The organism is Prevotella sp. 10(H) (assembly GCF_000711235.1).
In the GTDB taxonomy this organism is placed as follows: domain Bacteria; phylum Bacteroidota; class Bacteroidia; order Bacteroidales; family Dysgonomonadaceae; genus Dysgonomonas.
The window spans coordinates 667,517-693,902 of sequence record NZ_JOMI01000007.1; the positions used below are offsets into that span (position 1 = coordinate 667,517).

26 protein-coding genes are annotated in these 26,386 nt (G+C 39.4%); 19 read left to right on the top strand and 7 right to left on the bottom strand.

Going from position 1 to position 26,386, the window contains the following annotated elements:
- Position 1 precedes the first annotated feature (1 nt).
- On the top strand, positions 2–502 hold the full coding sequence (locus K348_RS0114320) for a hypothetical protein (RefSeq protein ID WP_029905900.1): 501 nt from the start codon (positions 2–4) through the stop codon (positions 500–502).
- Positions 503–508: 6 nt separating this feature from the next.
- Here K348_RS0114320 and K348_RS0114325 read toward each other — a convergent pair whose 3' ends face one another.
- The gene (locus tag K348_RS0114325; RefSeq protein ID WP_029905902.1) at positions 509–1,150 is read right to left on the bottom strand and encodes a thiamine diphosphokinase; all 642 of its coding nucleotides are present in this window, start codon (positions 1,148–1,150) and stop codon (positions 509–511) included.
- A gap of 68 nt (positions 1,151–1,218) precedes the next feature.
- Positions 1,219–1,887 (bottom strand): hypothetical protein, encoded by a 669-nt coding sequence (locus K348_RS0114330; RefSeq protein ID WP_156032898.1) that lies wholly within the window; start codon positions 1,885–1,887, stop codon positions 1,219–1,221.
- 453 nt (positions 1,888–2,340) lie between these two features.
- Here K348_RS0114330 and nspC point away from each other — a divergent pair, with 453 nt between their 5' ends.
- Both nspC and K348_RS19315 read left to right on the top strand, forming a co-directional pair.
- Positions 2,341–3,483: a carboxynorspermidine decarboxylase gene (gene nspC, locus K348_RS0114335; protein WP_029905907.1), complete on the top strand. Its 1,143-nt coding sequence runs from the start codon at positions 2,341–2,343 to the stop codon at positions 3,481–3,483.
- A 160-nt stretch (positions 3,484–3,643) separates the two neighbouring features.
- Entirely contained in the window at positions 3,644–3,808 is a 165-nt protein-coding gene (locus K348_RS19315) for a hypothetical protein (protein WP_197027672.1), read from the top strand.
- A gap of 169 nt (positions 3,809–3,977) precedes the next feature.
- Here K348_RS19315 and K348_RS18850 read toward each other — a convergent pair whose 3' ends face one another.
- Positions 3,978–5,471: a M56 family metallopeptidase gene (locus K348_RS18850; protein ID WP_051697899.1), complete on the bottom strand. Its 1,494-nt coding sequence runs from the start codon at positions 5,469–5,471 to the stop codon at positions 3,978–3,980.
- Positions 5,468–5,839: a BlaI/MecI/CopY family transcriptional regulator gene (locus K348_RS0114350; RefSeq protein ID WP_029905909.1), complete on the bottom strand. Its 372-nt coding sequence runs from the start codon at positions 5,837–5,839 to the stop codon at positions 5,468–5,470. The genes K348_RS18850 and K348_RS0114350 overlap by 4 nt, the downstream gene beginning before the upstream one ends.
- Before the next feature lie 197 nt (positions 5,840–6,036).
- On the opposite strand from K348_RS0114350, the gene rpe reads away from it, so the two are divergent.
- From rpe to K348_RS0114430, 16 genes are all read left to right on the top strand, one after another.
- Positions 6,037–6,690 carry a ribulose-phosphate 3-epimerase gene (gene rpe / locus K348_RS0114355; protein ID WP_029905911.1) on the top strand — a complete coding sequence of 218 codons (654 nt, stop codon included), beginning with the start codon at positions 6,037–6,039 and terminating at the stop codon, positions 6,688–6,690.
- Between the two features lie 17 nt (positions 6,691–6,707).
- Complete coding sequence (locus K348_RS0114360; RefSeq protein ID WP_029905913.1) at positions 6,708–8,291, top strand: ComEC/Rec2 family competence protein; 1,584 nt, start codon at positions 6,708–6,710, stop codon at positions 8,289–8,291.
- A gap of 119 nt (positions 8,292–8,410) precedes the next feature.
- Entirely contained in the window at positions 8,411–9,442 is a 1,032-nt protein-coding gene (locus K348_RS0114365; protein WP_029905915.1) for a bifunctional oligoribonuclease/PAP phosphatase NrnA, read from the top strand.
- A 26-nt stretch (positions 9,443–9,468) separates the two neighbouring features.
- Positions 9,469–10,077 (top strand): DUF4827 family protein, encoded by a 609-nt coding sequence (locus tag K348_RS0114370; protein ID WP_029905917.1) that lies wholly within the window; start codon positions 9,469–9,471, stop codon positions 10,075–10,077.
- A gap of 14 nt (positions 10,078–10,091) precedes the next feature.
- Positions 10,092–11,477, top strand: coding sequence for a phosphoglucosamine mutase (gene glmM, locus K348_RS0114375; protein WP_029905919.1), 1,386 nt, complete (start codon positions 10,092–10,094; stop codon positions 11,475–11,477).
- Between the two features lie 86 nt (positions 11,478–11,563).
- A complete protein-coding gene (locus K348_RS0114380; RefSeq protein WP_029905921.1) occupies positions 11,564–12,253 on the top strand; it encodes a DUF2461 domain-containing protein in 690 nt (229 codons plus the stop codon).
- Positions 12,254–12,306: 53 nt separating this feature from the next.
- On the top strand, positions 12,307–13,203 hold the full coding sequence (locus K348_RS0114385) for a diaminopimelate dehydrogenase (RefSeq protein WP_029905923.1): 897 nt from the start codon (positions 12,307–12,309) through the stop codon (positions 13,201–13,203).
- Between the two features lie 114 nt (positions 13,204–13,317).
- The gene (gene ispE, locus K348_RS0114390; RefSeq protein ID WP_029905925.1) at positions 13,318–14,139 is read left to right on the top strand and encodes a 4-(cytidine 5'-diphospho)-2-C-methyl-D-erythritol kinase; all 822 of its coding nucleotides are present in this window, start codon (positions 13,318–13,320) and stop codon (positions 14,137–14,139) included.
- Between the two features lie 169 nt (positions 14,140–14,308).
- Positions 14,309–15,286, top strand: a complete 978-nt coding sequence (locus tag K348_RS0114395; protein ID WP_029905927.1) for a lytic transglycosylase domain-containing protein — start codon at positions 14,309–14,311, stop codon at positions 15,284–15,286.
- Between the two features lie 36 nt (positions 15,287–15,322).
- Positions 15,323–18,157 carry an excinuclease ABC subunit UvrA gene (gene uvrA / locus K348_RS0114400; RefSeq protein WP_029905928.1) on the top strand — a complete coding sequence of 945 codons (2,835 nt, stop codon included), beginning with the start codon at positions 15,323–15,325 and terminating at the stop codon, positions 18,155–18,157.
- Between the two features lie 503 nt (positions 18,158–18,660).
- Positions 18,661–19,746 (top strand): peptide chain release factor 1, encoded by a 1,086-nt coding sequence (prfA, locus tag K348_RS0114405; RefSeq protein WP_029905930.1) that lies wholly within the window; start codon positions 18,661–18,663, stop codon positions 19,744–19,746.
- Positions 19,743–20,567, top strand: a complete 825-nt coding sequence (gene pyrF, locus K348_RS0114410) for an orotidine-5'-phosphate decarboxylase (RefSeq protein ID WP_029905932.1) — start codon at positions 19,743–19,745, stop codon at positions 20,565–20,567. Before prfA ends, pyrF begins: the two co-directional genes overlap by 4 nt.
- Positions 20,568–20,702: 135 nt before the next feature.
- Positions 20,703–21,857, top strand: a complete 1,155-nt coding sequence (locus K348_RS0114415; protein WP_029905934.1) for a GyrI-like domain-containing protein — start codon at positions 20,703–20,705, stop codon at positions 21,855–21,857.
- Between the two features lie 18 nt (positions 21,858–21,875).
- Positions 21,876–22,484 carry a hypothetical protein gene (locus tag K348_RS0114420; RefSeq protein ID WP_029905936.1) on the top strand — a complete coding sequence of 203 codons (609 nt, stop codon included), beginning with the start codon at positions 21,876–21,878 and terminating at the stop codon, positions 22,482–22,484.
- A gap of 35 nt (positions 22,485–22,519) precedes the next feature.
- The gene (locus K348_RS0114425; protein ID WP_029905938.1) at positions 22,520–22,990 is read left to right on the top strand and encodes a GyrI-like domain-containing protein; all 471 of its coding nucleotides are present in this window, start codon (positions 22,520–22,522) and stop codon (positions 22,988–22,990) included.
- 83 nt (positions 22,991–23,073) lie between these two features.
- Positions 23,074–23,517: a VOC family protein gene (locus tag K348_RS0114430; protein ID WP_029905940.1), complete on the top strand. Its 444-nt coding sequence runs from the start codon at positions 23,074–23,076 to the stop codon at positions 23,515–23,517.
- A 76-nt stretch (positions 23,518–23,593) separates the two neighbouring features.
- Here the strand turns inward: K348_RS0114430 and K348_RS0114435 are convergent, their stop codons facing one another.
- The 3 genes from K348_RS0114435 to K348_RS0114445 form a co-directional block, all read right to left on the bottom strand.
- Positions 23,594–24,955 (bottom strand): ammonium transporter, encoded by a 1,362-nt coding sequence (locus K348_RS0114435; protein ID WP_029905941.1) that lies wholly within the window; start codon positions 24,953–24,955, stop codon positions 23,594–23,596.
- A gap of 41 nt (positions 24,956–24,996) precedes the next feature.
- Entirely contained in the window at positions 24,997–25,353 is a 357-nt protein-coding gene (locus K348_RS0114440) for a P-II family nitrogen regulator (RefSeq protein WP_029905944.1), read from the bottom strand.
- Positions 25,354–25,431: 78 nt separating this feature from the next.
- Entirely contained in the window at positions 25,432–26,169 is a 738-nt protein-coding gene (locus K348_RS0114445) for a TorF family putative porin (protein WP_029905946.1), read from the bottom strand.
- Positions 26,170–26,386 lie beyond the last annotated feature (217 nt).

Sequence of the window (26,386 nt, forward strand, 5' to 3'; positions counted from 1 at the left end):
TATGAATGTGATATTCCATGTAGCAACAGGTGTTGGCGCGGTTGCAACATTGGTGAGCATACCGAATATGCAGACTGCCAAAGGCCGGATTTTATATGGAGGCTGCGCATTCGTAGCTGGCGTTATCATTCATGGAATATTGGACTATTTGCCTCATTGCTATCCATTATCGGCTAAGGTAGATGCGGGAATCAGTCTCTTGCTTATCGCTGCATTTATATACTTTATAAAATCCGGATACCGATTGTTCGCCTTTTTGTCATTTGCAGGCTGCATATTTCCCGATATTGTGGATCTTTTACCCTCTATATTGAATAAGTATCTGAATCTGGATATCCCTCTTTCCGATAAGATCTTTCCGTGGCATTATCCGGATTATTCGGGTTCTATATTTATAGGTAAAAGTATAGCTTCCGATATAAATCATGTTATGGTTGTTCTACTGGTAGCCATAATATGCTGGTGCAGAAGAACAGATATAAAGTCACTATTTATTAAATAGGGCTGATCAGAAAGCTCTGTAAACAATAGTCCGGCCACTGGTTTCTACCAAAAATTCATTGCCGGTAGCCTCATTTAGGGTAGCTTGCCACCAGTTAGTAAACACATGGTCATTCACAGGAAATTTCACATGCTTTAAGGTAATGGGCTTGTTGTCTATCGAGAATAGAGAAACCTGCTGTCCTTCCTTACTTTCGAATACCGAATCTGAATCTATAGCCACAAACACTCCGTAGTCAGTAATCATTTCTACATTTACTTCTTTCATGTACTCCCACAAAAGACTTACATTAGCTATCGTGTGATCTTCCCTCTTTCCTGTAGCACCTAAGATGCAAATATTCTTTCTGCCTTGTTCTATACAGAATTGTACGGATTTAGTGAGGTCATTTGTCTCCTGATCAGGATTGCGGTGAATGATATCTTTAAACCTTACCGCGTTTTCCTTCGACAAGGAATCGCAGTCGCCTGCAATGGCATCCGGAATCCTTCCGGTTTTGATCAGGTTGTCGATTGCACCGTCACAGCAAACAAGATATTTGCTATTGTTTAATATCGCCAACGGAACAGAATGGGAAGGGAATTCGCCATTCGCCAGTATCACTGTTTCCATTTCCCGGTCGGGAAGCGGAAGATAATATTTCTTCATTTCGAATATGCTATATCCTTTTAAACAGCAAAGTTAACGAATAGTTTTTTATCTCCCCTTTGATTTCCTTATTGATTGAAAGACTTGTATACGGGTACTTTATTTGTGTATTCAGTTAAGTCGTATTCTCTTATTTCCCTTTCTCCGCGGCTGTCGAAGTTCAGCATTTTATATTGCTTCCCGTTTTTGTCTATACGTACACCCCATGTATAGCTGGCGGGAGTATACCAAAAAGTACATTTCCATGTAGTGCCGCCCGTTTTATGATAGATGCCTTCACTTTCGAGATATTGCAGTATCTTGTTGTATCCGTATGTGTCGGGTCTGTTTTCATGGTCGGTTATCGAACAATTACCTCTGTTGTCACATCTTATCCATTTTCCTATTTTTACCTGGTAGGGAAGGAGTACTCCTTTTTGTTTCAGACGTCCGTCGGCATAAAATTCTTTATATACAGTATGTATGGCCGGATGTGCAGGCCTTTCGTAGACCTCGAAATTCGAATTTTTCTGATACGATTTCACCTGAATCTGCGTGCCGTCATGTCTGGTTTCGGTATAGTCCAGCATCGACCCTTTAAATTTACTGTTGTATTGATTTACATCCAATCTTTCATTACTGATCTCCACCCTGTAATTAGGGTAAATTTCAGTGTATCCGGTTTGGGCTGCAATGCTTGTAAAAACGAAAAGTGCACTACTAATGAAAAATGCAAATTTCAAAGTTTTGGTTTTCATGTTAAAGTGTGTTTGTGTCCTAAGTTTGATTTCGCTTCCCAAATATACTAAAAAATGATTTTCGCTATTATAAATAACGAATAATTCTCTGAATATATTTCACACTTCTTAAGTATATAAGGTTAAAAAGTAACAAAAGTAACGGAAATCAATGTATCAATTAGCAAATATGCCGATGTGCCAATGATAAAACGGAGGGTAATCATAATTATTTACATTAATTAACTATATTTGGTTAAAAAGTAACAAAAGTAACGAATTTCTGAATTTTATAAATTAAAAAAATCAAAGAACGCTCGATATGTAATTCTGTAATATAGATAAAAATCTAAACCGGAAATCAACATTCATGCTTGGCAAAATGTTATTATTTCATCTATATTATAAGGTCAGATATTTATAGTTCGATAAAAATAACGACCTTTGCAAGCAAAAAGTAAATAAGAATAATTGATGATAGAAATAAATAAAGTTCCGTCCCCATGCTTTGTCATGGAAGAGGAATTACTTAGGAAAAACCTTTCGCTTATCAAGTCGGTAAAAGAAAGAGCCGGAGTGAATATAATACTGGCATTCAAAGCATTTGCCATGTGGAAATCCTTTCCTATCATTCGTGAGTATATTCCGTATTCCACAGCCAGTTCGATATATGAAGCGCAACTGGCCTATGAAGAAATGGGGAGCCTTGCTCATACTTTTTCCCCAGCCTATACGCATGAAAAATTTCCTGTATTTATGAAATACAGCAGCCATATTACATTCAATTCGCTTTCTCAATACGAACGTTTTTATCCGGAAACATTGAAGTATGGGAAAAAGATATCCTGCGGTATCCGTATCAATCCCGAATATTCAGTTGTGGAAACGGATTTATATAATCCGGCTATGCCCGATTCACGGTTAGGGGTTCCGTCTTCCCATTTCGGGGAGCAATTGCCGGAAGGTATCGAAGGGTTACATTTCCATTCTTTATGTGAATCATCTTCATATGATTTGGAGAAAACATTGGAACAGGTAGAAAAGAAATTCGGACATCTTCTCAAGCAGGCGAAATGGTTGAATATGGGTGGCGGTCATTTGATGACACGCGAAGACTATGACGTGGAACATCTTATCAAATTGTTATTATCTTTTAAGGAAAAGTATCCGAATCTGGAATTAATAATGGAGCCGGGCAGCGCGTTTGCATGGCAAACCGGAATATTGGTTTCTAATGTGGTGGATATTGTTGATAATGGCGGAGTAAAGACGGCTATACTCGATGTATCGTTTGCCTGCCATATGCCCGATTGCCTCGAAATGCCCTACAAGCCGCGTATTCGCGGGGCATATCACGAGCCGATAGAAGGACTTCCGACTTACAGAATGGGTGGAAGCAGTTGCCTGAGTGGTGACTTCGTAGGAGAATGGTCTTTCGATGAACCGCTTCTGATAGGAGATACGATTATTTTCGAAGATATGATACATTATACTATTGTCAAAACCACGATGTTTAACGGTATATCTCATCCGGCTATTGCCCTATGGAATAAGGATAATCAACTGGAAATATACAGGGAATTTACTTACGAAGATTACAAAAATAGAATGAGTTGAAATAGTTGACAATGAATAATTAATTAACTCTGTAACTCGTGACTGCCCATAGGACGAAGTAACTTGTAACTAATCTTAAAATGTTAAAAATGAGATTGTAGACAATAAGATTTTCATACCGGCGTTTCAATTATACAACTAAAAGAAACGGAAATCGCCTATGAAGAAAATCTTTACTCCTAAACACTATCATCGTGCTGATAAAAAAGAAGAGAAGGTTGTCGCACCTTCCGAAAAGACATTAGACTTTTTAAGACAATTTGCACGGGTACATCATGTTGAAAAGGCTTTGCCGGATATGATAAATGGACTTTGTATAAATTAAGTCCGGATAAAAATGAAAGATAAAGTACAAGTTATAATGGCTTGTACTTTTTTTGTTGAATAGCCTAAGTCTGGAGAGACATGGTATTTTCCCTCTTCTTCCGGGCTCAGGCTATTCTTCACCTAAGTAATTACTTGAAAAATCGAGATACAATAATTTTGTCTCCTTATTAATAATCACCTAGCCTCGACATATAAAGTCGTTTTCCGTCACTAGTATCTCTCTTTATCATGAACATGGAAAATGGTTTTATTTCCAGTAGGTCAACTTCGGAGATTCCGTTTTTATTCTTTTCCAAATATGCATCATACCCTTTTTTTGTCCATAAATATGATTTTGAGATACCTCCCTCTTTTTTTGCCCATCGATAAAGAAAGAAAACGATATTCTGACGGCTGTAATTAGTGAACTCGGATGTGTCTACCTTTTTCCCATCCAGCCAGATCTGATTCTCGGCTCTTATACATGCTTTCCATTCATCCTTATTGGGACTTCTTAACTTAATAGCATTCAGAGGGCCGTTGAAGTGAATATCTACTGTTCCGCGTTGTTCTTTCGTCATTCGTAAATATAGAGGATACAAGCGTTTCCAATCTTCGTCTGTCAAATCGAATGATTTCCATTCTACTTTAGTTCCAACATGAGATTCTTTATATTTATCGACAATACGTTTGTATTCATTTAGTTCCTCCTGCGAAATACCACTTTCCGGAATAATCTTTTTATCCTGTATCTCGATGGATATTTTGGTCAGGATTTCAAATCCTCCGGCTGTCGTTTTTGCTGAAAAAATGCAGAATGCAATCAGAAACAGCGGAATAGTCATAACTTTTTTGCATATAATTTTCTTTTTAGATGTTATTTTCTTCATCATTATTAGTCGCTTTTTAGTTATTAAATAATTAAAATTGCTGGCCAGAGTCAATTTATTTTTTTCGCCTATTTTGTCAATTAGCATCAACTGATAGGCAGATATATCATTACATTTCAATATTACATTTTCATCGGCTAAGAACTCGTGGTTAAGTTTTATCTTATTTTTATACCAATATACTACCGGATTGAACCAGAAAATAACAGATAATAATTCAACGAAGAGGATGTCTATTGAATGTTTTTGCATTGCATGTGTATGCTCATGAAGCAGTATTTCTTCTTCAATATTTCTGTTTTGGAATTCTTCTTTATCTATGAATATATAGTTGAGAAAACTGTATGGAACTGTTGCCCTTTCTGTCAAAACAAGCTTTGTCCCGAAATAATCCAGCTTCTCGCATTTCTTTACAGAAGATATAAGCCTGTAGATATTTGTACAAAACCTAGTCAATAAAAGCAGACATACAGCAATATATGTAATCAGGGTCAGATATTTGGGATTGACTATGCCCCGTTCGCCGGAAGCTGTAATTTGTGCTTTATTAGTAGCTATATAAGCTTCTTGAGCTATATTTTCCGGTTCGGATCCGACTACTATCGGTTCAATTATAGCTGGTATGCTTGAGCCAACCTCTATTTCTACAAGAGGAATAGTAATAGAAAATATAAGGCTACCCAATAAGAATATCCTTTTGAAGCGATGCATTTTTTCTTTTTCCAGAAAGAAATGATATGCAAGAAGCGACAATGATGCGCATAGGGTCATTTTTAAAAGATATATAATCATAACTTTTTCTTTTTAATTTCCTGTTCTATAATTTTTTTCAGGTCTTCCAGTTCGGATGCAGACAGGTCACTGGTTTTGGTGAAAAAAGACGCAAACTGGAGAGCCGAATCGCCGAAGAAGTTCTTTATTATACCGTTTACATATTTTGAAAAATAATCTTCTTTCGAAATCAACGGATAATACTCTCTCGAATTTCCATATAACTTATACGAAATAAAACCTTTCTCATGTATTCTCTTTAATAAGGTTGCGACTGTTGTTATCGCCGGTTTGGGTTCGGGGTAGCAATCCATTATATTTTTAGTGAATGCTTTGCCCAGATTCCATATATATTCCATCAGTTGCTCTTCTGTCTTGGATAACTTCATTGTTCTACATTTTGAATATTTGTTCTACAAATGTAGAGTATATTTTTAATAAAACAATAGATAGGAAGATTTTTTTATTTTTTTATAAGCAAGAAATACATAGAATGTCAAATTCAGGGCTGTCAGTTTCTACCCGTCTCTTTTTTTACTATATTTACATTCATAATTTATAACTCATATCTTATAATTAAAAAGACATGGCTCACAAAATAGCGCCTTCCCTTCTTTCGGCAAACTTCCTGAATCTTCAGGCTGATATAGAAATGATCGATAACAGCGAGGCCGACTGGTTTCACTGCGATGTAATGGATGGGACATTCGTACCTAATATTTCGTTTGGTTTCCCTATCATAAAACAAATCAGTAAAATAGCGAAGAAACCGTTGGATGTACATCTGATGATAGTCAATCCTGATAAATATATCAATGAAGTAAAGGACGCAGGCGCATATATGATGAATGTGCATTACGAGGCCTGCACACATCTGCACCGTACGGTATCTGCAATCCATGATGCAGGGATGAAAGCAGGGGTGACGCTGAATCCGCATACACCGGTTTCGTTGCTCGAGGATATTCTGCAGGATGTGGATATGGTGTTGTTGATGTCTGTTAACCCGGGATTTGGGGGCCAGAGATTTATCGAGCATACCCTTACAAAAGTTGCCCGGCTAAAAGAAATGATTTTGAAGAGAAATCTGCACACACTGATAGAAGTAGACGGTGGAGTGAACCTCGAAACGGGCAAGCTATTGGTGGATGCAGGCGCCGATGTGCTTGTCGCAGGTAACGCAGTCTTTGCTGACCCTGACCCGACGGAGATGATACATAAATTGAAAAGTCTCGCGTAATATTTTGATTTGCGGGCATGAAGAATCCGTTCTCTAAATTACCTTTTCTGTTCTTCCTGTTTCCGCTTGTAGCTGGAATATTATTACAATATTATTTTCAGACAGCATATTTGAGCATAGCCTTTTTTCTTACAGGATTATCGGTTATGCTTTTTTCATACTTCATACCCGAAGATAAAGAATTTAGCTGGCGCTGGCTTTTTGGCGTTGGAGCCGCTTTTTTTCTGATCGGTGTCGGAATGGTATCGACTACTTTCCGGCAGGAAAAATCTTCATTTACTCTTTCCGATGAGATAGAAGATTATACAGGAATAATAACCGATACGCCGCAGGAGAAGCAAAAAACAACAGCCTACAGGGTATACCTGCCGGATGAAGATAAGCAGGTTGTCTGCTATCTGCAACGGGATTCACTTAATGTGCACAGGCTTCAACCCGGAGAAATAATTAATTTTCGGGGAAAGATACAGGAGTTTCAGAATATAGGAGATTTCGATTATGTTCGTTATATGTACGATCAGGGCTTTATCGGTTCTGTCTATTTACCTAACCATTCGTGGCAATCGGCGGGAGGGGTTTCATCCTCGCTTAAATATACCGCATTGCGTTGCCGGCAGCATATAATGGACTTTTATAAATCGTTGGATTTTACCGATACCGAATATAGTATTCTCTCAGCTTTGACGCTCGGGTATCAGAACGATCTGACCGATGATATAAAGCAAGGATTCAGGACTACAGGTACGGTACATGTACTTTCGGTCAGCGGTTTGCACGTTGGGATAATCTATCTGATGATAAGCTTTCTGTTAAGTTTTATTCGCAAGGGCACAAAATATTATTGGCTGAAGCCTGTATTTATTATTTTGCTGCTCTGGGTTTATGCTTTCATCACAGGTTTACCGCCCTCGGTCGTGCGGGCTAGTGGAATGCTTACAGTCTTTTGTGCGGGGGAAATTTTCGGGCGGAAAAGTTTTTCTATGCATGCGCTGTTTATCGCTGCGTTCTTTATTCTGCTGATAAATCCTTTTACATTATTTGATATCGGGTTTCAGCTAAGTTTTGTGTCGGTGCTTTCCATTCTATATTTGCAGCCGAAAGCATCATCTTTGCTCAAGATAGATAATAAATTACTTCGAAATATATGGCAAATGTTTACCTTGTCGGTAGTTGCGCAGCTTGCCACATTTCCATTGTGTTTGTATTATTTCGGCACATTCCCTACTTATTTCTTTGTGACGAATCTTTTGATAGTACCATTGGTCACTCTTATTACTTATTCGGTAGCCGGAATTGCTCTGGCAAGGTTATTAACGTTGATTTTTGCAGAGTGGAGTTACTATTTTTATTACCTGCCGGTAAAAATACTTCAGATATTGGTGCAGGTTATGACTACAATTATCCGTTTTTTCGAAAGCCTGCCTTTTGCCCTTATAAATGAGATGAAGATATCCTTTGCCGATATGATATTTATATATGTATTTATAATAGGGTTGCTTGTTTTTATGATTTATAAGCAGGCAAAGGGGTTGATTGCAGCATTATTTTCAGTTTTGTCTATTCTCATAGTACACATTCTTAATAACCTCAATATATTCTAAAGAATGTCAAAAATTGAATCTTAATCGATATGAATATACCCGAAAATGATGCTTCAAGTCCGTTTTTTTAGTATTTTTGTGCCTGCAATGAACAGGATTTTAAGAGAAAGAGTAATTAAATGATTTCAAAGATAATAGCGAGCCAGAAGATAACAGCGGTAGAAGAACTACTCGACAAATATGAAAAGATTGTTATTGTAACGCATGTATCGCCCGACGGCGATGCCATCGGTTCGTCTTTGGGGTTATATCATTATCTGAACGATTTGGGCAATAACGTAAATGTAATTGTACCCAATTCTTTTCCCGATTTCCTGAAATGGATTCCCGGAGCAAAAGAGATACTCGATTATGAGAAATATCCTGAATTTGCACAGAAATTGATAGCAGAGGCTGAACTTATATTTTGTCTCGATTTTAATATACCTAAAAGAGCATTCCATCTAGGCCCGCTTATCGAGGCGTCGAAAGCAAAAAAAGTGCTGATAGATCATCATCCCGAGCCATCTGACTTTTGTGATGTGATGATTTCTTATCCTGAAATATCATCGACAAGTGAATTGATATTCCGCCTTATTTGCCGTATGGGTGATTTTGAGGCGATGAGTTATGAAAGTGCAACGGCTATTTATACCGGAATGATGACCGATACGGGAGCATTTACTTACAATTCTAACAGTGCGGAGATTTATTATATTATCGGCGAACTATTGAAAAAAGGTATAAATAAAGACCAGATATATTCGAATGTATATCATAACTACTCCGAAGACCGTTACAGGATGTTGGGTTTTACCCTGTCGGAGAAGATGAAAATATATCCCGAATACCGGACTGCATTGATTTGGTTGACTAATGAAGAGCAGAACAAGTTCCATGTAAAGAAAGGTGATACCGAAGGTTTTGCCAATCTGCCACTAAATATAAAGGGAATTATTTTTTCAGTTTTTATCCGTGAAGACAATGAAATGATAAAAATTTCGTTTCGTTCACAGGAAACATTCCCTAGTAATAAGTTTGCCGCGCAATGTTATAATGGGGGAGGGCACCTGAATGCTGCCGGAGGCGAGTTTTACGGGACAATGGATGAGGCGATAGCCATATTTGAAAATGCATTGCCCGAATATGCCGATTTATTAAAAAAGAAATAAGCTATATACGACTAAATAAAAAATACATGAAGAAGATTATTAGTATAATATTTGTTTTCGTTGGTTTGGCTCTCGCTTTTTCAGCATGTGGCGGAGAAACATACGCAGATAAGCTGAAAAAAGAGAAAAAAGGGATTGAACGTTTTATAAACGACAATAGAATAACAACCAGAGGCACATATCCGGCAGATCATAAGTTTGCCGAAAATGAATATTATCTCGATCCTAATACGGGCGTATACATCCGGGTTATCGATCCGGGAGATGAAACACGTCCCGTGAAAGGAAAAACGGATGTATATCTGAATTACGAAACTATTCTTAACTTGCTGAATGAAAATGACACTGTAGCCAGTAATAATTTTCAGGGATATTTAATGACATTCAAATATGGTAGCCCGTCTACTTATACCGGTAATTCGACAGCCTCTACTGCTGCTACACAGATGTATTACTTCTTGTCTCCTGCATGTGTATTGCCGCTCGAGCAAGGCTTGGGCAACAAAGCAGAGGTAAGTCTTATCGTACCCTTTGCAAGCGGGTCTACAGAACAGCAAAGAAGTTATATACCGTTCTTCTATAAGCGTTTGATTTACAATTTTATTGTAGATGAGCCTGAAGCAACCGAAGAATAGAAAACAAAATACAAATGACCTTAATTAAATCCATTTCAGGAATCAGGGGTACTATCGGCGGTAGAGCCGGGGAAGGCCTCAATCCGCTCGATACTGTAAAATTCGTATCGGCATATGCAGCCTTTATAAGGGAAAATGTAAAAAACAGTTCGAATGCGATTGTCGTAGGACGAGATGCCCGCATTTCGGGTAAGATGATGGAGCAGATTGTTGTCGGTACACTGATGGGTATGGGTTTCGACGTGGTAAATATCGGTTTGGCTACCACCCCGACAACCGAACTGGCCGTAGCTATGGAAAATGCTGCCGGGGGTATTATCCTTACCGCCAGCCATAATCCGAAACAATGGAATGCATTGAAGCTGCTGAATGAAAAAGGCGAATTCCTGAATGCAAAAGAAGGAGAAGAAGTCCTTAAAATTGCAGAAAGCGAAGAGTTTCTTTTTGCACATGTCGACCATTTAGGAAAAGTAAAAGAAAAAGATTATACTGATAAACATATTCAGGCTGTCTTAGGCCTTGAACTTGTAGATGTTGAGGCAATTAAAGCAGCAGATTTTGAAGTGGCTATCGATTGCGTCAATTCAGTTGGTGGAATTGTTCTGCCTAAGTTGCTGAAAGCTTTAGGTGTAAACAAAATCAACGAATTGTATTGCACACCTAACGGGGAATTTCCACACAATCCTGAACCACTACCCGAACATCTGAAAGATATATCCGACATGATGAAAACAACATCGTCGGATGTCGGTTTCGTAGTTGACCCGGATGTCGACCGTCTGGCGATTATTTCCGAAAACGGCGATATGTTCGGAGAAGAATATACGCTGGTAGCGGTAGCCGATTATGTATTGAAACATACACCGGGCAATACTGTTTCGAACTTGAGTTCGAGTCGTGCATTGCGCGATGTTACCCGCAGATACGGCTGTGAATACAATGCTGCAGCAGTAGGAGAAGTGAATGTAACTACTCAGATGAAAGCAACTGATGCCGTTATAGGAGGCGAAGGTAATGGCGGGATCATATATCCGGCAAGCCATTACGGACGAGATGCATTGGTGGGTATCGCCCTATTCCTGTCGCATATGGCGCACGAAAAGAAGAAAGTAAGCGAAATACGGGCTTCTTATCCGCAATACTTTATCGCTAAACAAAAGGTTGAACTTACACCGGGGCTCGATGTTGACGGTATACTCAAAACTGTAAAAGAAAAGTTCATCCAGTATGATGTAACCGATATCGACGGTGTAAAGATTGATTTTCCCGACAAATGGGTACATCTTCGTAAGTCGAATACCGAACCTATTATCCGCGTATACTCCGAAGCGCATAGTATGAAAGAGGCCGAAGATATTGGCGGTGAGATAATGGAAGTAATCCGACAGTTAGCAAAATGATGACTATTACATAAATAAAATAGTAGGATAACAATCTTTTTCTTTATAGATTTGTTATCCTTTTTTTATGTATAAAATGAAACTATATGGCAAAGACAGAGGTATTTAAGGGCTTTACTCCCGAAACTTTCAGGTTCTTCAACGACCTGAAAGAGAATAATTATAAAGAATGGTTCGACGCCCATAAACATATATACGAAAAGGTGGTACTTAATCCTTTGAAAGCATTGGTAACGACCTTGTCGCCGACCATGTATAATATCGACCCTGCATTCGAATTACGGCCGCACCGTTGCTTGTCGAGAATATACAGGGATATTCGTTTTTCAAAAAACAAAGACCCTTATAAAGATTTTATGTGGATGGCGTTCCAGATACCCGTAACAAACGATATCTGGAAAGATTACCCGGGTTATTATCTTGAAATATCCGGTGAGGGGTATGCGCTCGGACTCGGTCTTTTCCAGCCGAAGAAAAAAGTAATGGATGCTTTCAGGGAGGAAATAACTTATGATGCCGAAGAATTTCAACGTGTAACGCAAAAAGCTGTACTGGATAGGGGGTATGAAATAAACGGTGAGGAATATAAACGCCCCATACCGAACGATCTACCTGAATATTTTCAACCATGGATGCACCGCAAAGGTATATGGGTAAGCAAAAGAAGACCTGTAGGGGAAGAATTATTCTCTGCTGATTTTGCCAACCTGATGAAAGAAGACTTCGAGGCTATGGAATGGCTGTACAATTTTATGAAAGAAGTAACATTAGAATAAAATTAAGAACTAATTATCATATTTTTTAAAACTTAAAACTAAAATAAAACTCAATGAAAAAAATCAGAGCAGCAATTGTCGGATACGGAAATATCGGACAATATGTATTGGATGCGATTCTTTCATCGCCCGATTTTGAAGTAGCTGGTATCGTCCGCCGCGACCCGACCAGTGTTCCGTACGAACTAAAAAAATATAATGTAGTAGCAGGAGTTGACGAGCTCGAGAATGTAGATGTGGCCATCCTTTGCACGCCTACACGCCGTGTAGAAGAATACGCAAAGAAATGTCTGGCTATGGGTATTAATACTGTCGACAGTTACGATATTCATGGAGGAATTGTCGATCTGCGTAGATCTTTGGATGCTGTGGCTAAGGAATATAAGGCGGTATCTATCATCTCGGCAGGATGGGATCCGGGAACAGATTCTATCGTTCGTTCCATGTTCGAATTTATGGCGCCTAAAGGCATTACATATACTAATTTCGGTCCGGGTATGAGTATGGGGCACACTGTTGCAGTGAAAGCTATAAAAGGAGTGAAAGCAGCCCTTTCTATGACTATACCTGTTGGTACAGGAATTCATCGTCGTATGGTATATATTGAAGTAGAAGAAGGGCATAAATTTGCCGATGTAGCTGCCGCTATAAAAGCTGATGACTATTTCGCCCATGATGAAACACATGTTATGCAGGTAGAATCTGTGGATGACCTCAAAGATATGGGACACGGCGTGAATATGGTGCGTAAAGGTGTTTCAGGTGATACTCAGAACCAGCTTCTGGACTTCAATATGAAGATAAACAACCCTGCGCTTACTGCTCAGGTGCTTGTGGCTTCGGCGCGTGCAAGTATGAAGCAGCAGCCGGGAGCATATACGATGATAGAAGTGCCTGTTATCGATTATATTTACGGTGATAAGGAAGCTTTGATAAAGAAACTGGTATAAATCAGTTATAAGTTACTTTGTCCTCTGTGGACAGTTGCGAGTTACAAGCTGGCAGTAGATATGCCAAAAGCTTGTAACTCGTAACTTGTAACTTATAATTTGTAATTCAAAAATATGATCTGTTTTCCCAATGCCAAAATAAACTTAGGATTGAATATCATTTCCAAACGTCCTGACGGATATCACAATTTGGAGACTATATTTTATCCGATCGATATAAAAGATGCTCTTGAAATAGTAATTAAAGAAGGGTTGGAGAAAGATGTATTTATCGAAGCAGGTATTAAAATAGATTCCGCATCAGAAGATAATCTGGTGATGAAGGCTTTAAGACTCATGCGGACAAAATACGACTTTCCTTTTCTTGAGGTTCATCTCCTTAAAAAAATACCTTTCGGCGCAGGTCTTGGGGGTGGCTCTGCGGATGCCTCCTTTATGTTGAAACTTATCAATGACAGCTTTCAATTGGGAACTTCAGATGAGGAATTGGCTGCACTGGCCGTTCAGCTGGGAGCCGACTGCCCGTTTTTTATTTACAACAAACCTGTTTTTGCAGAGGGAGTTGGAGAGAAATTTCAGAATATTGAATTATCGTTAAAAGGATATCATATAATTCTGGTAAAGCCTGATATACATGTACCTACTAAAGATGCTTTTGCCGAGATAAAGCCACAGCAGCCGGGTTTATCGTTAAAAGAAATTATCAAACGTCCGGTTACAGAATGGCGGGAGCTAATGATCAATGACTTTGAAAAAAGCGTATTTGCGAAATATCCTGAAATAAAGAATATTAAAGATAAATTGTACCATCGCGGAGCTTTATATGCTTCTATGACTGGTTCGGGTTCTTCTGTTTTTGGAATCTTTGAAAAAAACGTTGATAATATTGATTTTTCGGATTCCGGATATTTTGTCTGGAAAGGACAATTTCTGTAAGGCGTAAAGAATATTGTTTAATGTCGGGAATATATGAATTTGATATTTCTGACATTTACTTTTTTTATGAATATACATAAACGCATTAACTGCATAATATTTATTTTCTGAAAATAAAACCGTACCTTTGATAGTTATTATCTATTTAAAATCCAGGCTAATTAATTAAATGAAAAAATATATTATATATTTTGTGTCCGCTTTTTCTCTGTGCTTCGCTGCATTCCTTTTGCTGGCGAACAACAGTCAGGAAGAGGTGCAGTCTAAGGCACCCTATGTATTGTCGATGACAAAGTCGATCGAAGTACCTCACAAAGTCACATTTGCAGGAGAAGAACTTGTGCTGGACAGATATGATTTGCACGAGCGCTACGACCGTGAAATAAACGGCTTCACCTATCTTCATTCTACTACATTGCTTCTGATAAAGAAAGCAAACAGATATTTTCCTCTGATAGAACCGATCTTGAAAGAAAACGGGATTCCCGATGATTTTAAATATTTAGCTGTAATAGAAAGCAGTCTCGATCACAGAGCGGTATCATCAGCAGGTGCAGCAGGTTTATGGCAGTTTATGCCGAAAACTGCACCTAATTACGGATTGGAAGTTTCACCGGAAGTAGATGAAAGATATTCAATAGAGAAATCTACGGAGGCAGCATGCCGCTATTTCAAAGAAGCATATGCTAAATACGGTAGCTGGGCGAGCGTGGCGCTTTCGTATAATGCAGGGCAGGGACGTATCAGTACCGAGCTGGAAAAGCAACAGGCAGACGATAGCCTCGATCTTTGGCTGGTTAACGAAACTACCCGTTACTATTACCGTATGCTGGCCATAAAGCAAATACTGGAAGAACCTGCAAAATATGGTTTCGTACTCACTGAAAACGATTTATATAAACCGATAGAATTCACAAAAACGGAAGTTACACAAACAATTCCCGATTTAGCAGCGTTTGCTAAACAAAACGGTCTTACTTATGCACAACTAAAGGATTTCAATTCATGGCTTCGTGACAGGAAACTTACTATTTCAGCAAAGAGTCAGAGTGCATATACAATCCTTTTGCCGACACAGGAATCTTTGTACTACAAAAAAGGAGAAAGAGTAAAAGTGCATAACAGGGCATGGATTTATCAGAACTAAAAATGTTATCAAGAAAGAAGGAGCATTTTAATTTTAATGGAAACAAATACACAGGAAACTAAAGAGACGATAAGCGTGTATGGAGCACGCGTTCACAACCTGAAAAATATAGATGTTGAGATTCCCCGCGATTCGCTTGTTGTAATTACGGGTTTGAGTGGCAGTGGAAAATCATCACTGGCATTCGATACGATTTTCGCCGAAGGCCAGCGTCGTTATATAGAAACTTTTTCGGCATATGCCCGCAATTTTCTGGGCAATATGGAACGGCCCGATGTGGATAAGATAACAGGTCTCAGTCCGGTTATTTCGATCGAACAGAAGACTACAAACAGGAATCCGCGTTCTACAGTAGGTACTACCACCGAGATATATGATTTCTTGCGTCTGCTTTACGCACGTGCGGGTGAAGCTTATTCATACCTCACAGGCGAAAAAATGGTGAAATATACCGAGGAGCAGATTCTTGAGCTTATAATGGAGCGTTATATCGGTAAAAAGATATATCTACTGGCTCCGGTAGTTCGTAACCGTAAAGGGCATTATAAAGAACTTTTCGAGCAGATCAGTAAGAAAGGATATCTCACAGTACGTGTCGACGGGGCTATTCGCGAGATACTTCCCGGTATGCGGCTCGACCGTTATAAGATGCACAGTGTTGAAATATTGATCGACAAACTAATGGTATCCAATAAGTTTGCCGATAATCTTAAAAATAGCTTACGTACTGCTATGAAGCAAGGCGACGGACTGATTATGATTCAGGAAGTGGAAACGGACGAAGTGCGCCATTTCAGCCGCCAATTGATGTGTCCTACTACCGGACTGTCATACAGTGAGCCGGCTCCGCATACCTTTTCGTTCAATTCGCCTCATGGTGCCTGTCCGAGATGTAAGGGTCTGGGTGTTGTCAATCAGATCGATATGGATAAGATTGTACCGAAGCCGCAACTCAGTATATATGCAGGAGGAATAGCGCCTTTGGGCAAATATAAAAATTCACTGTTTTTCTGGCAGATAGAAGCTATTTGTGAGAAACATGGCGTATCTATAAAGACTCCGATAAAGGATATCCCACAGGAAGCTTTAGATGACATCATGTTCGGAACCGATGAACGTTTACAGATAAAAAATGAATCGTTGGGTACATCCAATTATGTGGTTGCTTTTGAAGGAGTAACTAAATATATCGAGATGCAGCAGGATAGTGACTCTTCTGCATCGGCTCAGAAATGGGCTGAACAGTTTATTAAAACTGATGTTTGTCCCGAATGTAACGGTCAGCGACTCAATAAAGAAGCCCTTCATTATAAAATAAACGGAAAAAATATTGCCGAACTTGCCGAAATGGATATCCAGCGCCTGTATGAATGGATACAGGATATGGATGTAAATATTTCGGAACGACAGAAGGTGATTGCTGCGGAGATAAAGAAAGAAATCGTTTCACGTTTATCTTTCCTTCTCGATGTCGGTTTGAATTATTTGTCACTGAACCGGGCATCGGTTACGCTTTCGGGAGGAGAAAGCCAGCGTATAAGGCTGGCGACCCAGATAGGCTCACAATTGGTAAATGTATTATATATACTGGATGAACCGAGTATCGGACTACATCAGCGGGACAATAACCGTTTGATCGATTCGTTGAAGAAGCTGCGCGATTCCGGTAATTCGGTCATTGTAGTAGAGCATGACAAAGATATAATGCTCGATGCTGATTATGTTGTCGACCTTGGTCCTTATGCGGGACGCCGTGGAGGTAAGGTTGTATTTGCAGGCACACCCAAAGAAATGCTGGATGCACATACAATGACTGCCGATTATCTGAACGGCCGCCTAAAAATTGAAGTGCCTAAGAAAAGAAGAAAAGGCAACGGCAAGAAAATAACAATAAAAGGCGCTACCGGACATAACCTCAAGAATGTATCAGTGACCTTCCCTTTAAATACTTTCATTTGTGTAACGGGCGTTTCGGGTAGTGGAAAATCGAGTTTGATTAACGGAACGTTACAGCCGATACTTAGTCAACACCTCTACAGGTCGTTAACAGATCCTCTTCCTTATAAGTCTCTGGATGGGATAGACAATGTGGATAAAGTAATTAGTGTAGACCAGTCGCCTATCGGTCGCACGCCGCGTTCCAATCCGGCTACTTACACAGGAGTATTTTCTGATATTCGTAATCTTTTTGTCGGTCTTCCCGAATCTAAGATAAGAGGATATAAACCGGGACGCTTCTCCTTCAATGTGAAAGGCGGCAGATGCGAAGTGTGCGGAGGGAACGGGTATAAAACCATAGCGATGAACTTCCTTCCCGATGTATACGTACAGTGTGAAGAATGTCACGGGAAACGCTACAACAGGGAAACGTTAGAGGTTCGTTTCAAAGGAAAATCGATAGCCGATGTGTTGGATATGACAATAAATATGGCCGTTGAATTTTTCGAAAATGTACCTACTATTTTACATAAAGTAAAAGTATTGCAGGAAGTTGGCTTGGGTTATCTCAAACTGGGACAGCCGTCTACAACCCTGTCGGGTGGAGAATCGCAACGGATAAAACTGGCATCGGAGCTTGCACGCGTCGATACCGGCAATACCATATACATTTTGGATGAACCGACTACCGGACTTCATTTCGAAGATATACGCGTGTTGCTTGGTGTTTTAAATAAACTTGTTGACAGAGGTAATACGATAATCGTCATAGAACATAATCAGGATATAATAAAGAGTGCAGATTATATTATCGACATGGGGCCGGACGGCGGAGTGGGCGGAGGCACAGTTGTGGCAACAGGAAAGCCGGAAGAGGTAATTAAAGTAAAGAATAGCTTTACTGCTGAATACCTGCGAGATGAGTTAAAATAAATTTATAAGAAAAGATAAAATTTTAAAAAAAATAGATAAAATCTATTGCCAATGTGTAATATTTGCTATCTTTGTTTACGTAAAAAGTATAAAGATCAATAGCAGCTATATTATTAAAAGTAAGATGTAGAAGACATATGGTAACTACTTCGCCTAAGATTACATCGATTGACTATTGCTTTTACATAAAATAATTTTATAAAAAATACGGAATAATAGAGACAGATAATTTTTAGGTTGAATAAACCCCTATCCGGTCTTGAATTCCAAAAGAAATATATCGTACACAGAGTTGGTTCCTGAAAATTACTAATGAACCAAATTATCAGGCTGCAATCAGCTCTATTGTGTAGTTTTGTAAAGTTTGTGTTAAGGTTGGGAAGTCTGCGAAGGTGATTTCGCGGACTTTCTGTTTTTTATGAGCAAGGACAATCTTACTACCCATTTTACCCTTTTTTTAATTACCTTTGTTCCCGAATTTAAAAGAGATACATAAAACCGTTATGAGTCAACAATCTTTGTTGGAAAAACTTGATACGTTGGTTATCCGTTTCGAAGAAATCGGCAAACTGATAACCGACCCTGCCGTGATAGCTGATATGAAGCGATATGTGAAGCTGAATAAGGAATATCGCGATCTGGAGAAGATATACAATGCACGCAATGAATACAGGCAGTTGCTGACAAATATAGAAGAAGCAAAGGTCATCTTCGATACAGAAAATGATGCCGAACTTCGCGAAATGGCGAAAGAAGAAATGGAAGCGGCCAATGAGCGTTTACCAAAACTTGAAGAAGAGATAAAATTTTTACTTGTTCCTGCCGACCCTGAAGATAGCAAGGATGCCATAGTAGAGATCCGTGGCGGTACAGGTGGCGATGAAGCTGCCATATTTGCCGGAGACCTCTATCGCATGTATATGAAATATTGCGAGCAGAAAGGATGGAAAACGGAAGTTACCAGCCTTACTGAAGGAACATCGGGAGGATACAAGGAAATTATATTTACGGTTTCGGGTGATGGTATTTACGGTATTCTTAAATATGAATCGGGCGTACATCGCGTTCAGCGTGTGCCTGCTACCGAAACACAGGGACGTGTACATACATCTGCTGCAACAGTAGCCGTTTTGCCTGAGGCCGAGGAGGTGGATGTAGAGATCAACCCTGCAGATATAGAAATGCAGACAGCCCGTTCGAGTGGTGCAGGAGGTCAGAATGTAAATAAAGTAGAAACTAAGGTGCAACTGACGCACAAGCCCTCCGGTATCGTGGTTGTGTGCCAACAGGCGCGTTCGCAGTTGGCTAACCGCGAATTGGCCATGCAGATGCTACGCACGAAACTATACGATATCGAATTATCGAAATATCAGGCATCGATAGCTTCGAAACGTAAAACAATGGTATCGACAGGTGACCGTTCGGCAAAAATCAGGACATATAATTATCCGCAAGGACGTGTAACCGACCACCGTATCAACCTTACTCTTTATAATCTGGCGGGAGTAATGGACGGCGACATACAGCCGATAATAGATCAGTTAATCATAGCAGAAAATACAGAAAGACTAAAAGAGAGTGAGTTATGACAAAGCAGCAACTATTTGAAAATATAAAGAAAAAGAAATCATTCCTATGTGTAGGATTAGATACCGACATAAAGAAAATTCCTTCTCACCTTCTGGAAGAAGAAGATCCTATATATGCTTTCAATAAGGCTATAATAGATGCTACAGCTAAATATTGTGTCGCTTATAAGCCGAATGCAGCCTTTTATGAAAGTCTGGGTATAAAAGGCATTCTGGCTTTGGAGAAGACTATAGAATATATCCGTACCAAATATTCCGACCAGTTCATAATATTGGATGCAAAGCGCGGAGATATTGGAAATACGTCGGAAATGTATGCAGCTTCAGCTTTCGAGCATATCAAAGCCGGTGCAGTTACTGTTGCCCCGTATATGGGTGAAGACAGCGTAAAACCTTTTATAAAGTATCCGAATAAATGGGTTATACTCCTTGCTCTTACATCAAATAAGGGCTCGGCAGATTTCCAGTTAACGGAAGATAAAACAGGAGAACGATTGTTTGAAAAAGTAATAAGGAAATCACAGGAGTGGGCTACAGACGAACAACTGATGTACGTTGTGGGAGCCACTCAGGGAGAGATGTTCAGTGATATCCGTAAGATTGCACCAAATCATTTTCTGCTCGTTCCTGGTGTGGGAGCGCAGGGTGGCAGCCTCGAAGAAGTGGTAAAATACGGAATGAATTCGCAATGCGGACTTCTTGTAAACTCTTCCCGTGCTATTATTTATGCAGACAATACGCGTGATTTTGCTTTTGCTGCAACTGCCGAAGCGAAAAAGATACAGGCTGAAATGGCTGAATATCTGGAAAAGATTATCTGAGAAAATAACTATATTGAGTGGCCTCGTGAATTAGATTTCACGGGGCTTTTTTATTTGTATGTAATTAGCAATTTTTGCTAAATATCGTATTAGAAACTATTACTATTTTTGCTAATACAGAAAATCGTATAATCTATGGATAAAAGATACTGCCAGAGTTGCGGAATGCCGTTAAATAACCCCGACTGGCTGGGGACTAATAATGATTCTTCGAAAAGTGACGAGTATTGTTATTATTGTCTCAAAGACGGGGAGTATATTGTCGATGTGTCTATGGATGAAATGATTGATATATGGATTAAATATTCGGATGAGTTTAATAATTATGCTAAAAGCGAACTGTCTAAAAAAGAGATTGGCGAATTATTGAGGAAAAGGCTTCCGAAATTGAAAAGATGGCGGCGAAAAAGTGAAACGGCAGATACGTATCATCAGGCAATAAATAATGTGACGGCTTATATCAACGGGCATTTATTCGATGCGCTCGATTTGAAGGTGCTATCAGGTATAGCCTGTCTTTCTGAATTTCATTTTCATCGTATATTCAGGGCTATCACAGGAGAAAATACCGGAGAATATATCCAGCGTTTACGGCTTGAATATGTAGCCCATAAGCTTTTGACAACCAATATGTCTATTACCCGAATTACCGAGCTGACTTCTTATAATAGTGTATATACTTTATCGCGGGCATTCAAAAATCATTTCGGTGTATCGCCGTCGGTTTATCGCAGTCAAACGAATGGGCTTGTGGCAGCGGATAATAGACCATATGCCGGAAAGCCAAAGTTGATACCGCGTATTGTAAAGATTGAACAGATGGATATTATATATATTAATATTCGTGATGCATACCGTTTCGAATCAAGGTATCGTAGCGTATGGCAGAGATTAATGAGCTATGTTGACCGTAATAATCTGAAAAATGATTATAGTAAATTTGTTAGCATCAGCTTCGATGATCCTACGATTACTCCGATCAGGCAATGCCGATTTTATATCGGAATGACTATCTGTGAAGATGTAAAAGCAAATGGACGCTTTGGAATAATGCAAATTCCGCAAGGGCTTTATGCTGTTTTTCGTTATAAAGGTGCGTATAGTGATTTATATAAACTATATCACGATATTTATCTGGAATGGCTGCCTGTAAGCGATTACCAACTGAGAAATACATTTTCGTTCGAAGTTTATATTAATACTCCGCTGGAAGCCCGTCCGGAAGAATTAATAACGGAAGTTTATATACCTGTGGAAAAAATAAGTAATGAATTTAGAAAAACAAATTGATATTATCAGATTATCGATATGAAAGATAAAATTATAGAATTTATAAGGAATAATGTATTAGGCAAACAACTGGTTACCGACGAATTGTCCTATTTACTGGAAGAAGGTAAACTGCAAGGAATTTATTCCGATAAAATGATTTTTTCCGATCTGGCTGTTACCGAAAACGGCTTTCAGTTTAATATGACCGTAGTAACCGAAGAGCAAATATATACACGGGATGAGGCCGGTGATAAAGGAGATCTGGTAAGGGATTATACAGGAGCGGGAGTATATCATTACGAACTGGCAGAACGAAGAAGCAGCGGGCAGATGACAGGCGTAATGAGGCTGCTGTCAGCAACCGTAAGAGATCATACGATGGAAGCTGTTGTCTATGGAGTTTACGATGTGATGCTGACAGATGGTGAATTAAAGTGGAAAGAACAACAACTGCTTTATCGTGATAATACATCAGATGCAGATAGCTACAGGGCTGTGGCGTTCGATGCCGACATAAGGTTTTATCTGGAAAACGGGAAACTGCGCTTTGTACATATTCCGAGCTATTGGAATGTGAACACAAAGACAATGGAGAAAACGTTATCCAAAGATCAGCTTCCCGCATTTGTTTCAAAAGAGAAATAATTATTTAAAAACTAAAAATATAAGGAGGATTTATTATGCCTAGAGTAACCAATATCGAAATGCTGAAACAAAGGGAAAGACCGGTTTTGTATATAAGAGAAAAAACAGATGTTGCCGGACTTGGCCCTCTCATCGGAAGCAGTTTCATGAAAATCGGAACGTACCTGAAAGAACAAGGAGAATTATTGACTGATCTTCCTTTTGTCTCTTTTCCGGACTATGAAAATATGGATGAAAGCAATATTGAAGCTATTATAGGCTTTCCTATATCCAAACCATTGCCGGAAAAAGACGAGATAAAGTTTATGACTGAACCGGAGAGCAATGTTATTTTCTGCATGTACCGGGGCAGATATGAAGATATGATTCCACTGTATGCAGAAATGGATAACTGGATAAAAGAAAACGGATATAAAAGTAGTGGCACATGCTACGAGTATTACTATAACGGGCCTGAAACTCCCGAAGAAGACCATTTGACACGAGTCGTTATAGGATTGAAATGATTATAAATGTCGTTTTTTTACACAAGTAATAATCTTATATTGCATATTTTTGTAATAGTAATTAACAACTAAATATACTATTTATGAAATTGAACGGTATCAGATTATTAGTAAAAGACTTCGACGAATCTTTCAGGTTTTATTCCGAAAAGCTGGGACTTAAGGTAATATGGGGTGAAATAGGAGGAGTATATGCCAGTTTCGACGTGGGTAGTGGCGAAGGCATTGCAATTTTCCCGTCTGATATTATGGCTGAGGCTGTCGGTAATAAAGAGCAGGATCTTCCCGCAAATAGCAGGGAAAAGATCGCCATAGTACTCGAAGTGGACGATGTAGATAAAAAGTATGAGGAACTTTCGGCGAAAGGAGTGGAGTTTGTAAACAAGCCTACAGATATGACAGGTTGGGGTATGCGTACCGTACACCTTAGAGATACTGAAGGCAACCTTATCGAATTGTATACTGCATTACCTACTGACAAATGGGATGAGGACTTACAGGAAGATATGAAAAAATTTGAGAAATGATTTTTGTTTAGATAAAAGAAAATGGGGAATAAGATCATTGCTTATACCCCGTTTTTATTTTAATATTATCTGCTTATTACTCGTTTTCACTATAGGCAAACTCTCCGTGCTGTGAGATATCGAGCCCGACAGATTCATCTTCCTTCGATACCCTGAGCCCGATTGTCTTGTTAACAATATAGAACAGGATAAAGGTAAGTACCGCACTGTAAATTATAGCAGCCACCGTTGCTATGGTTTGTATCCACAGTTGGTTCCAGTCGCCATATAGTGCTCCCTGTACACCATCGGTTCCTGTAACGGCCTGCGTTGCAAATACGCCTGTAAGTAGCGAGCCTACTATTCCTCCTACACCATGAACGCCGAATGCATCCAGCGAATCATCGTATTTCAATTTACATTTTACATAAGCGACCATGAAGAAGCAGACTAGTGCAGAGATTCCTCCTATCGCAAATGCTCCGAGCACATCGGCTGTTCCTGCAGCAGGTGTAATAGCAACAAGTCCGGCTACCGCCCCCGTACAGAAGCCTACTATTGTCGGTTTCTTATACATGATCCATTCTATCGACATCCATACTACGGCAGCAACACAGGTAGCAAGGTGTGTGACGAGGAAAGCATTTGCCGCCAGTCCGTCGGCTGCCAATCCGCTTCCTGCATTGAAGCCGAACCATCCTAACCATAACAAAGCTGTGCCGATAAATACAAAAGGTATATTGTGAGGTGTGAACGGATGACCTATTGTCCTGTATCCTTTGCGTCGTCCGAGCATAATTGCCATTACAAGCGCCGAAACACCGGCATTGATATGCACCACAGTACCACCGGCAAAGTCGATTGCTCCCATTTCCTGAAGCCATCCGCCACCCCATACCCAATGAGCCATCGGGTTGTAAACAATAATCGACCAAAGTATGATGAACACTACGTAACCTGAAAATTTAATCCTCTCGGCAAAGGCGCCGATAATAAGAGCAGGCGTAATTACTGCAAACATGCACTGGAATACGGCGAATAGTATTTCCGGTATATTTCCGGTTGTGAGTTTGTCGAGCGATAAACTACATAGAAATACTTTATCGAATCCACCGATAATTGCCCCCAAGGTGTTATCAGACTCCATAAAACTTGTACCGAATACCCAACTGTATCCGAAAGCTATCCATAATATACTGATAACACCTGTGATGAAGAGGCATTGCATTATTATACTCAACACGTTTTTCTGCCTGACCAGTCCGCCATAGAAAAGTGCCAGCCCCGGTACTGTCATTAGCATCACCAGTATGGTGGCGACAATCATCCATGCCGTATTTCCTGAATCGAGGGTAGCAGTTTGCTCGACGGCTGCTGATTCTTGCCCGAAGGCGGCAACGGGAAGAAAAAGTAACATGCATAATAAAGGAATAATATATGTTGTAAATCTTCGTTTCATATCTTTTATTTTTACCTAATTTAATCTTATAATCAAACTCTTTATTTTTCGTCTTCTTTGTCGTACAGCGATTCGTCTCCGTGGTCGCCTGTCCGTATACGTATGGATTGTTCGATGCTGGAAACAAAGATTCTTCCATCGCCGCTTTCTCCTGTATATGCCGATTTTAAAATGGCATCAATTGATTTTTCAACATTCATATTCCTCACTACGAAAGAAATAAAGATGCGGTCGATAGCATTTACATCGTATGCTATGCCTCTGAATATTAACCCTTGGCGGGCACTGCCCTGACCTTTAACATCCCACCACGACAAGAAATCTATGTCTGCTTCGTGCAGGGCGCAACGAACTTCATTGAACTTTGATTTGCGGATAATCGCTTCGATTTTTTTCATACTGAAAATTTTTAGAATTATAGAGTATTTGTTTAGTAATTATGACCCACAGCTTAGAAGGCTGTTACTCTCTGCTGATTATTGACGGATTGATATTCCGAATACGAAATGTATATCTTCAACAGCCGGATTGGCTATTATATTAGCAAAAATGGGAAGTGAAAAAGAGTCTGTTATTTTTATACTTTTCGATGCATTGAGCATGACAGAGGTAACCTTAAAACCTTTACCTATACCCAGCGTAGCATTTTCCCACGGACTGAATCCCGTTGCTATCCCCATGTCCACGCCTTTTACTGAGAAGGGATAGGCCAATTCGATGTAAGTAGAGTAGCTGTTGTCGCCGTCTGCTTTTTTATTACCTTTTCCGAGGAAGAAAGTATTCCATGTAATGCTTAGCGGAAATGAGTCGGGGAATGTATAACCGATTGTGCCCTCCAGCATATGCCCGCTATTTCCGTCTTGCGGATAGCTGAAGTAACGATGAGCACCTTCGCCGTCCCACCAGTAATCGGTGACTGCAATTTTGAACCCGCTGTTTTCGAATGCTGCGGTAAAATCGACTTCTTTTTTACCATCGTTTCCGGTAAAGTCTGTCGAACCCCATGCACTTAGCGAAAAGCCGTTTATACTGGCGCTTAATGACGGCTGTACACTGGCTCCTGCCTGTTTAACACCACGCCATACATATGAACTGACGAGGTCTGCGCCTAAATCGACTTCGAGGGTCGACTGGGCATTCGTATAAATGACAGGAAATGAAATGAATAAAATGATAAACGAACAAACTTTTTTACTTAAATCTGAAATTTTCATAATCAAAAATATTTAAAGATGTTAAAGATTTCTTTATTATTTCTTTTTGATTAGAAAAATGGTATTGGAGTTTCTTTTTATTATTTATGGTGACAAAAATATGTCAAAATATTTTAATTGGCAAGTTTTGGTGATAAAAAGTTTAATAAAATATGCGATTTGCTTTCTTTAGTATAATGGGACTATATATTTATCTATATATAAATGAATTTTTATT

Coding starts and splice junctions, on each gene's coding strand:
- K348_RS0114420 (WP_029905936.1), top strand. CDS start 21,876: ATGAAAGATAAAATTATAGAATTTATAAGGAATAATGTATTAGGCAAA.
- K348_RS0114360 (WP_029905913.1), top strand. CDS start 6,708: ATGAAGAATCCGTTCTCTAAATTACCTTTTCTGTTCTTCCTGTTTCCG.
- K348_RS0114395 (WP_029905927.1), top strand. CDS start 14,309: ATGAAAAAATATATTATATATTTTGTGTCCGCTTTTTCTCTGTGCTTC.
- prfA (WP_029905930.1), top strand. CDS start 18,661: ATGAGTCAACAATCTTTGTTGGAAAAACTTGATACGTTGGTTATCCGT.
- ispE (WP_029905925.1), top strand. CDS start 13,318: ATGATCTGTTTTCCCAATGCCAAAATAAACTTAGGATTGAATATCATT.
- K348_RS0114330 (WP_156032898.1), bottom strand. CDS start 1,887: ATGAAAACCAAAACTTTGAAATTTGCATTTTTCATTAGTAGTGCACTT.
- K348_RS0114435 (WP_029905941.1), bottom strand. CDS start 24,955: ATGAAACGAAGATTTACAACATATATTATTCCTTTATTATGCATGTTA.
- K348_RS0114415 (WP_029905934.1), top strand. CDS start 20,703: ATGGATAAAAGATACTGCCAGAGTTGCGGAATGCCGTTAAATAACCCC.
- rpe (WP_029905911.1), top strand. CDS start 6,037: ATGGCTCACAAAATAGCGCCTTCCCTTCTTTCGGCAAACTTCCTGAAT.
- K348_RS0114385 (WP_029905923.1), top strand. CDS start 12,307: ATGAAAAAAATCAGAGCAGCAATTGTCGGATACGGAAATATCGGACAA.
- K348_RS0114350 (WP_029905909.1), bottom strand. CDS start 5,839: ATGAAGTTATCCAAGACAGAAGAGCAACTGATGGAATATATATGGAAT.
- glmM (WP_029905919.1), top strand. CDS start 10,092: ATGACCTTAATTAAATCCATTTCAGGAATCAGGGGTACTATCGGCGGT.
- nspC (WP_029905907.1), top strand. CDS start 2,341: ATGATAGAAATAAATAAAGTTCCGTCCCCATGCTTTGTCATGGAAGAG.
- K348_RS19315 (WP_197027672.1), top strand. CDS start 3,644: ATGAAGAAAATCTTTACTCCTAAACACTATCATCGTGCTGATAAAAAA.
- pyrF (WP_029905932.1), top strand. CDS start 19,743: ATGACAAAGCAGCAACTATTTGAAAATATAAAGAAAAAGAAATCATTC.
- K348_RS0114325 (WP_029905902.1), bottom strand. CDS start 1,150: ATGAAGAAATATTATCTTCCGCTTCCCGACCGGGAAATGGAAACAGTG.
- K348_RS0114380 (WP_029905921.1), top strand. CDS start 11,564: ATGGCAAAGACAGAGGTATTTAAGGGCTTTACTCCCGAAACTTTCAGG.
- K348_RS0114425 (WP_029905938.1), top strand. CDS start 22,520: ATGCCTAGAGTAACCAATATCGAAATGCTGAAACAAAGGGAAAGACCG.
- K348_RS0114430 (WP_029905940.1), top strand. CDS start 23,074: ATGAAATTGAACGGTATCAGATTATTAGTAAAAGACTTCGACGAATCT.
- uvrA (WP_029905928.1), top strand. CDS start 15,323: ATGGAAACAAATACACAGGAAACTAAAGAGACGATAAGCGTGTATGGA.
- K348_RS0114320 (WP_029905900.1), top strand. CDS start 2: ATGAATGTGATATTCCATGTAGCAACAGGTGTTGGCGCGGTTGCAACA.
- K348_RS0114365 (WP_029905915.1), top strand. CDS start 8,411: ATGATTTCAAAGATAATAGCGAGCCAGAAGATAACAGCGGTAGAAGAA.
- K348_RS0114445 (WP_029905946.1), bottom strand. CDS start 26,169: ATGAAAATTTCAGATTTAAGTAAAAAAGTTTGTTCGTTTATCATTTTA.
- K348_RS18850 (WP_051697899.1), bottom strand. CDS start 5,471: ATGATTATATATCTTTTAAAAATGACCCTATGCGCATCATTGTCGCTT.
- K348_RS0114440 (WP_029905944.1), bottom strand. CDS start 25,353: ATGAAAAAAATCGAAGCGATTATCCGCAAATCAAAGTTCAATGAAGTT.
- K348_RS0114370 (WP_029905917.1), top strand. CDS start 9,469: ATGAAGAAGATTATTAGTATAATATTTGTTTTCGTTGGTTTGGCTCTC.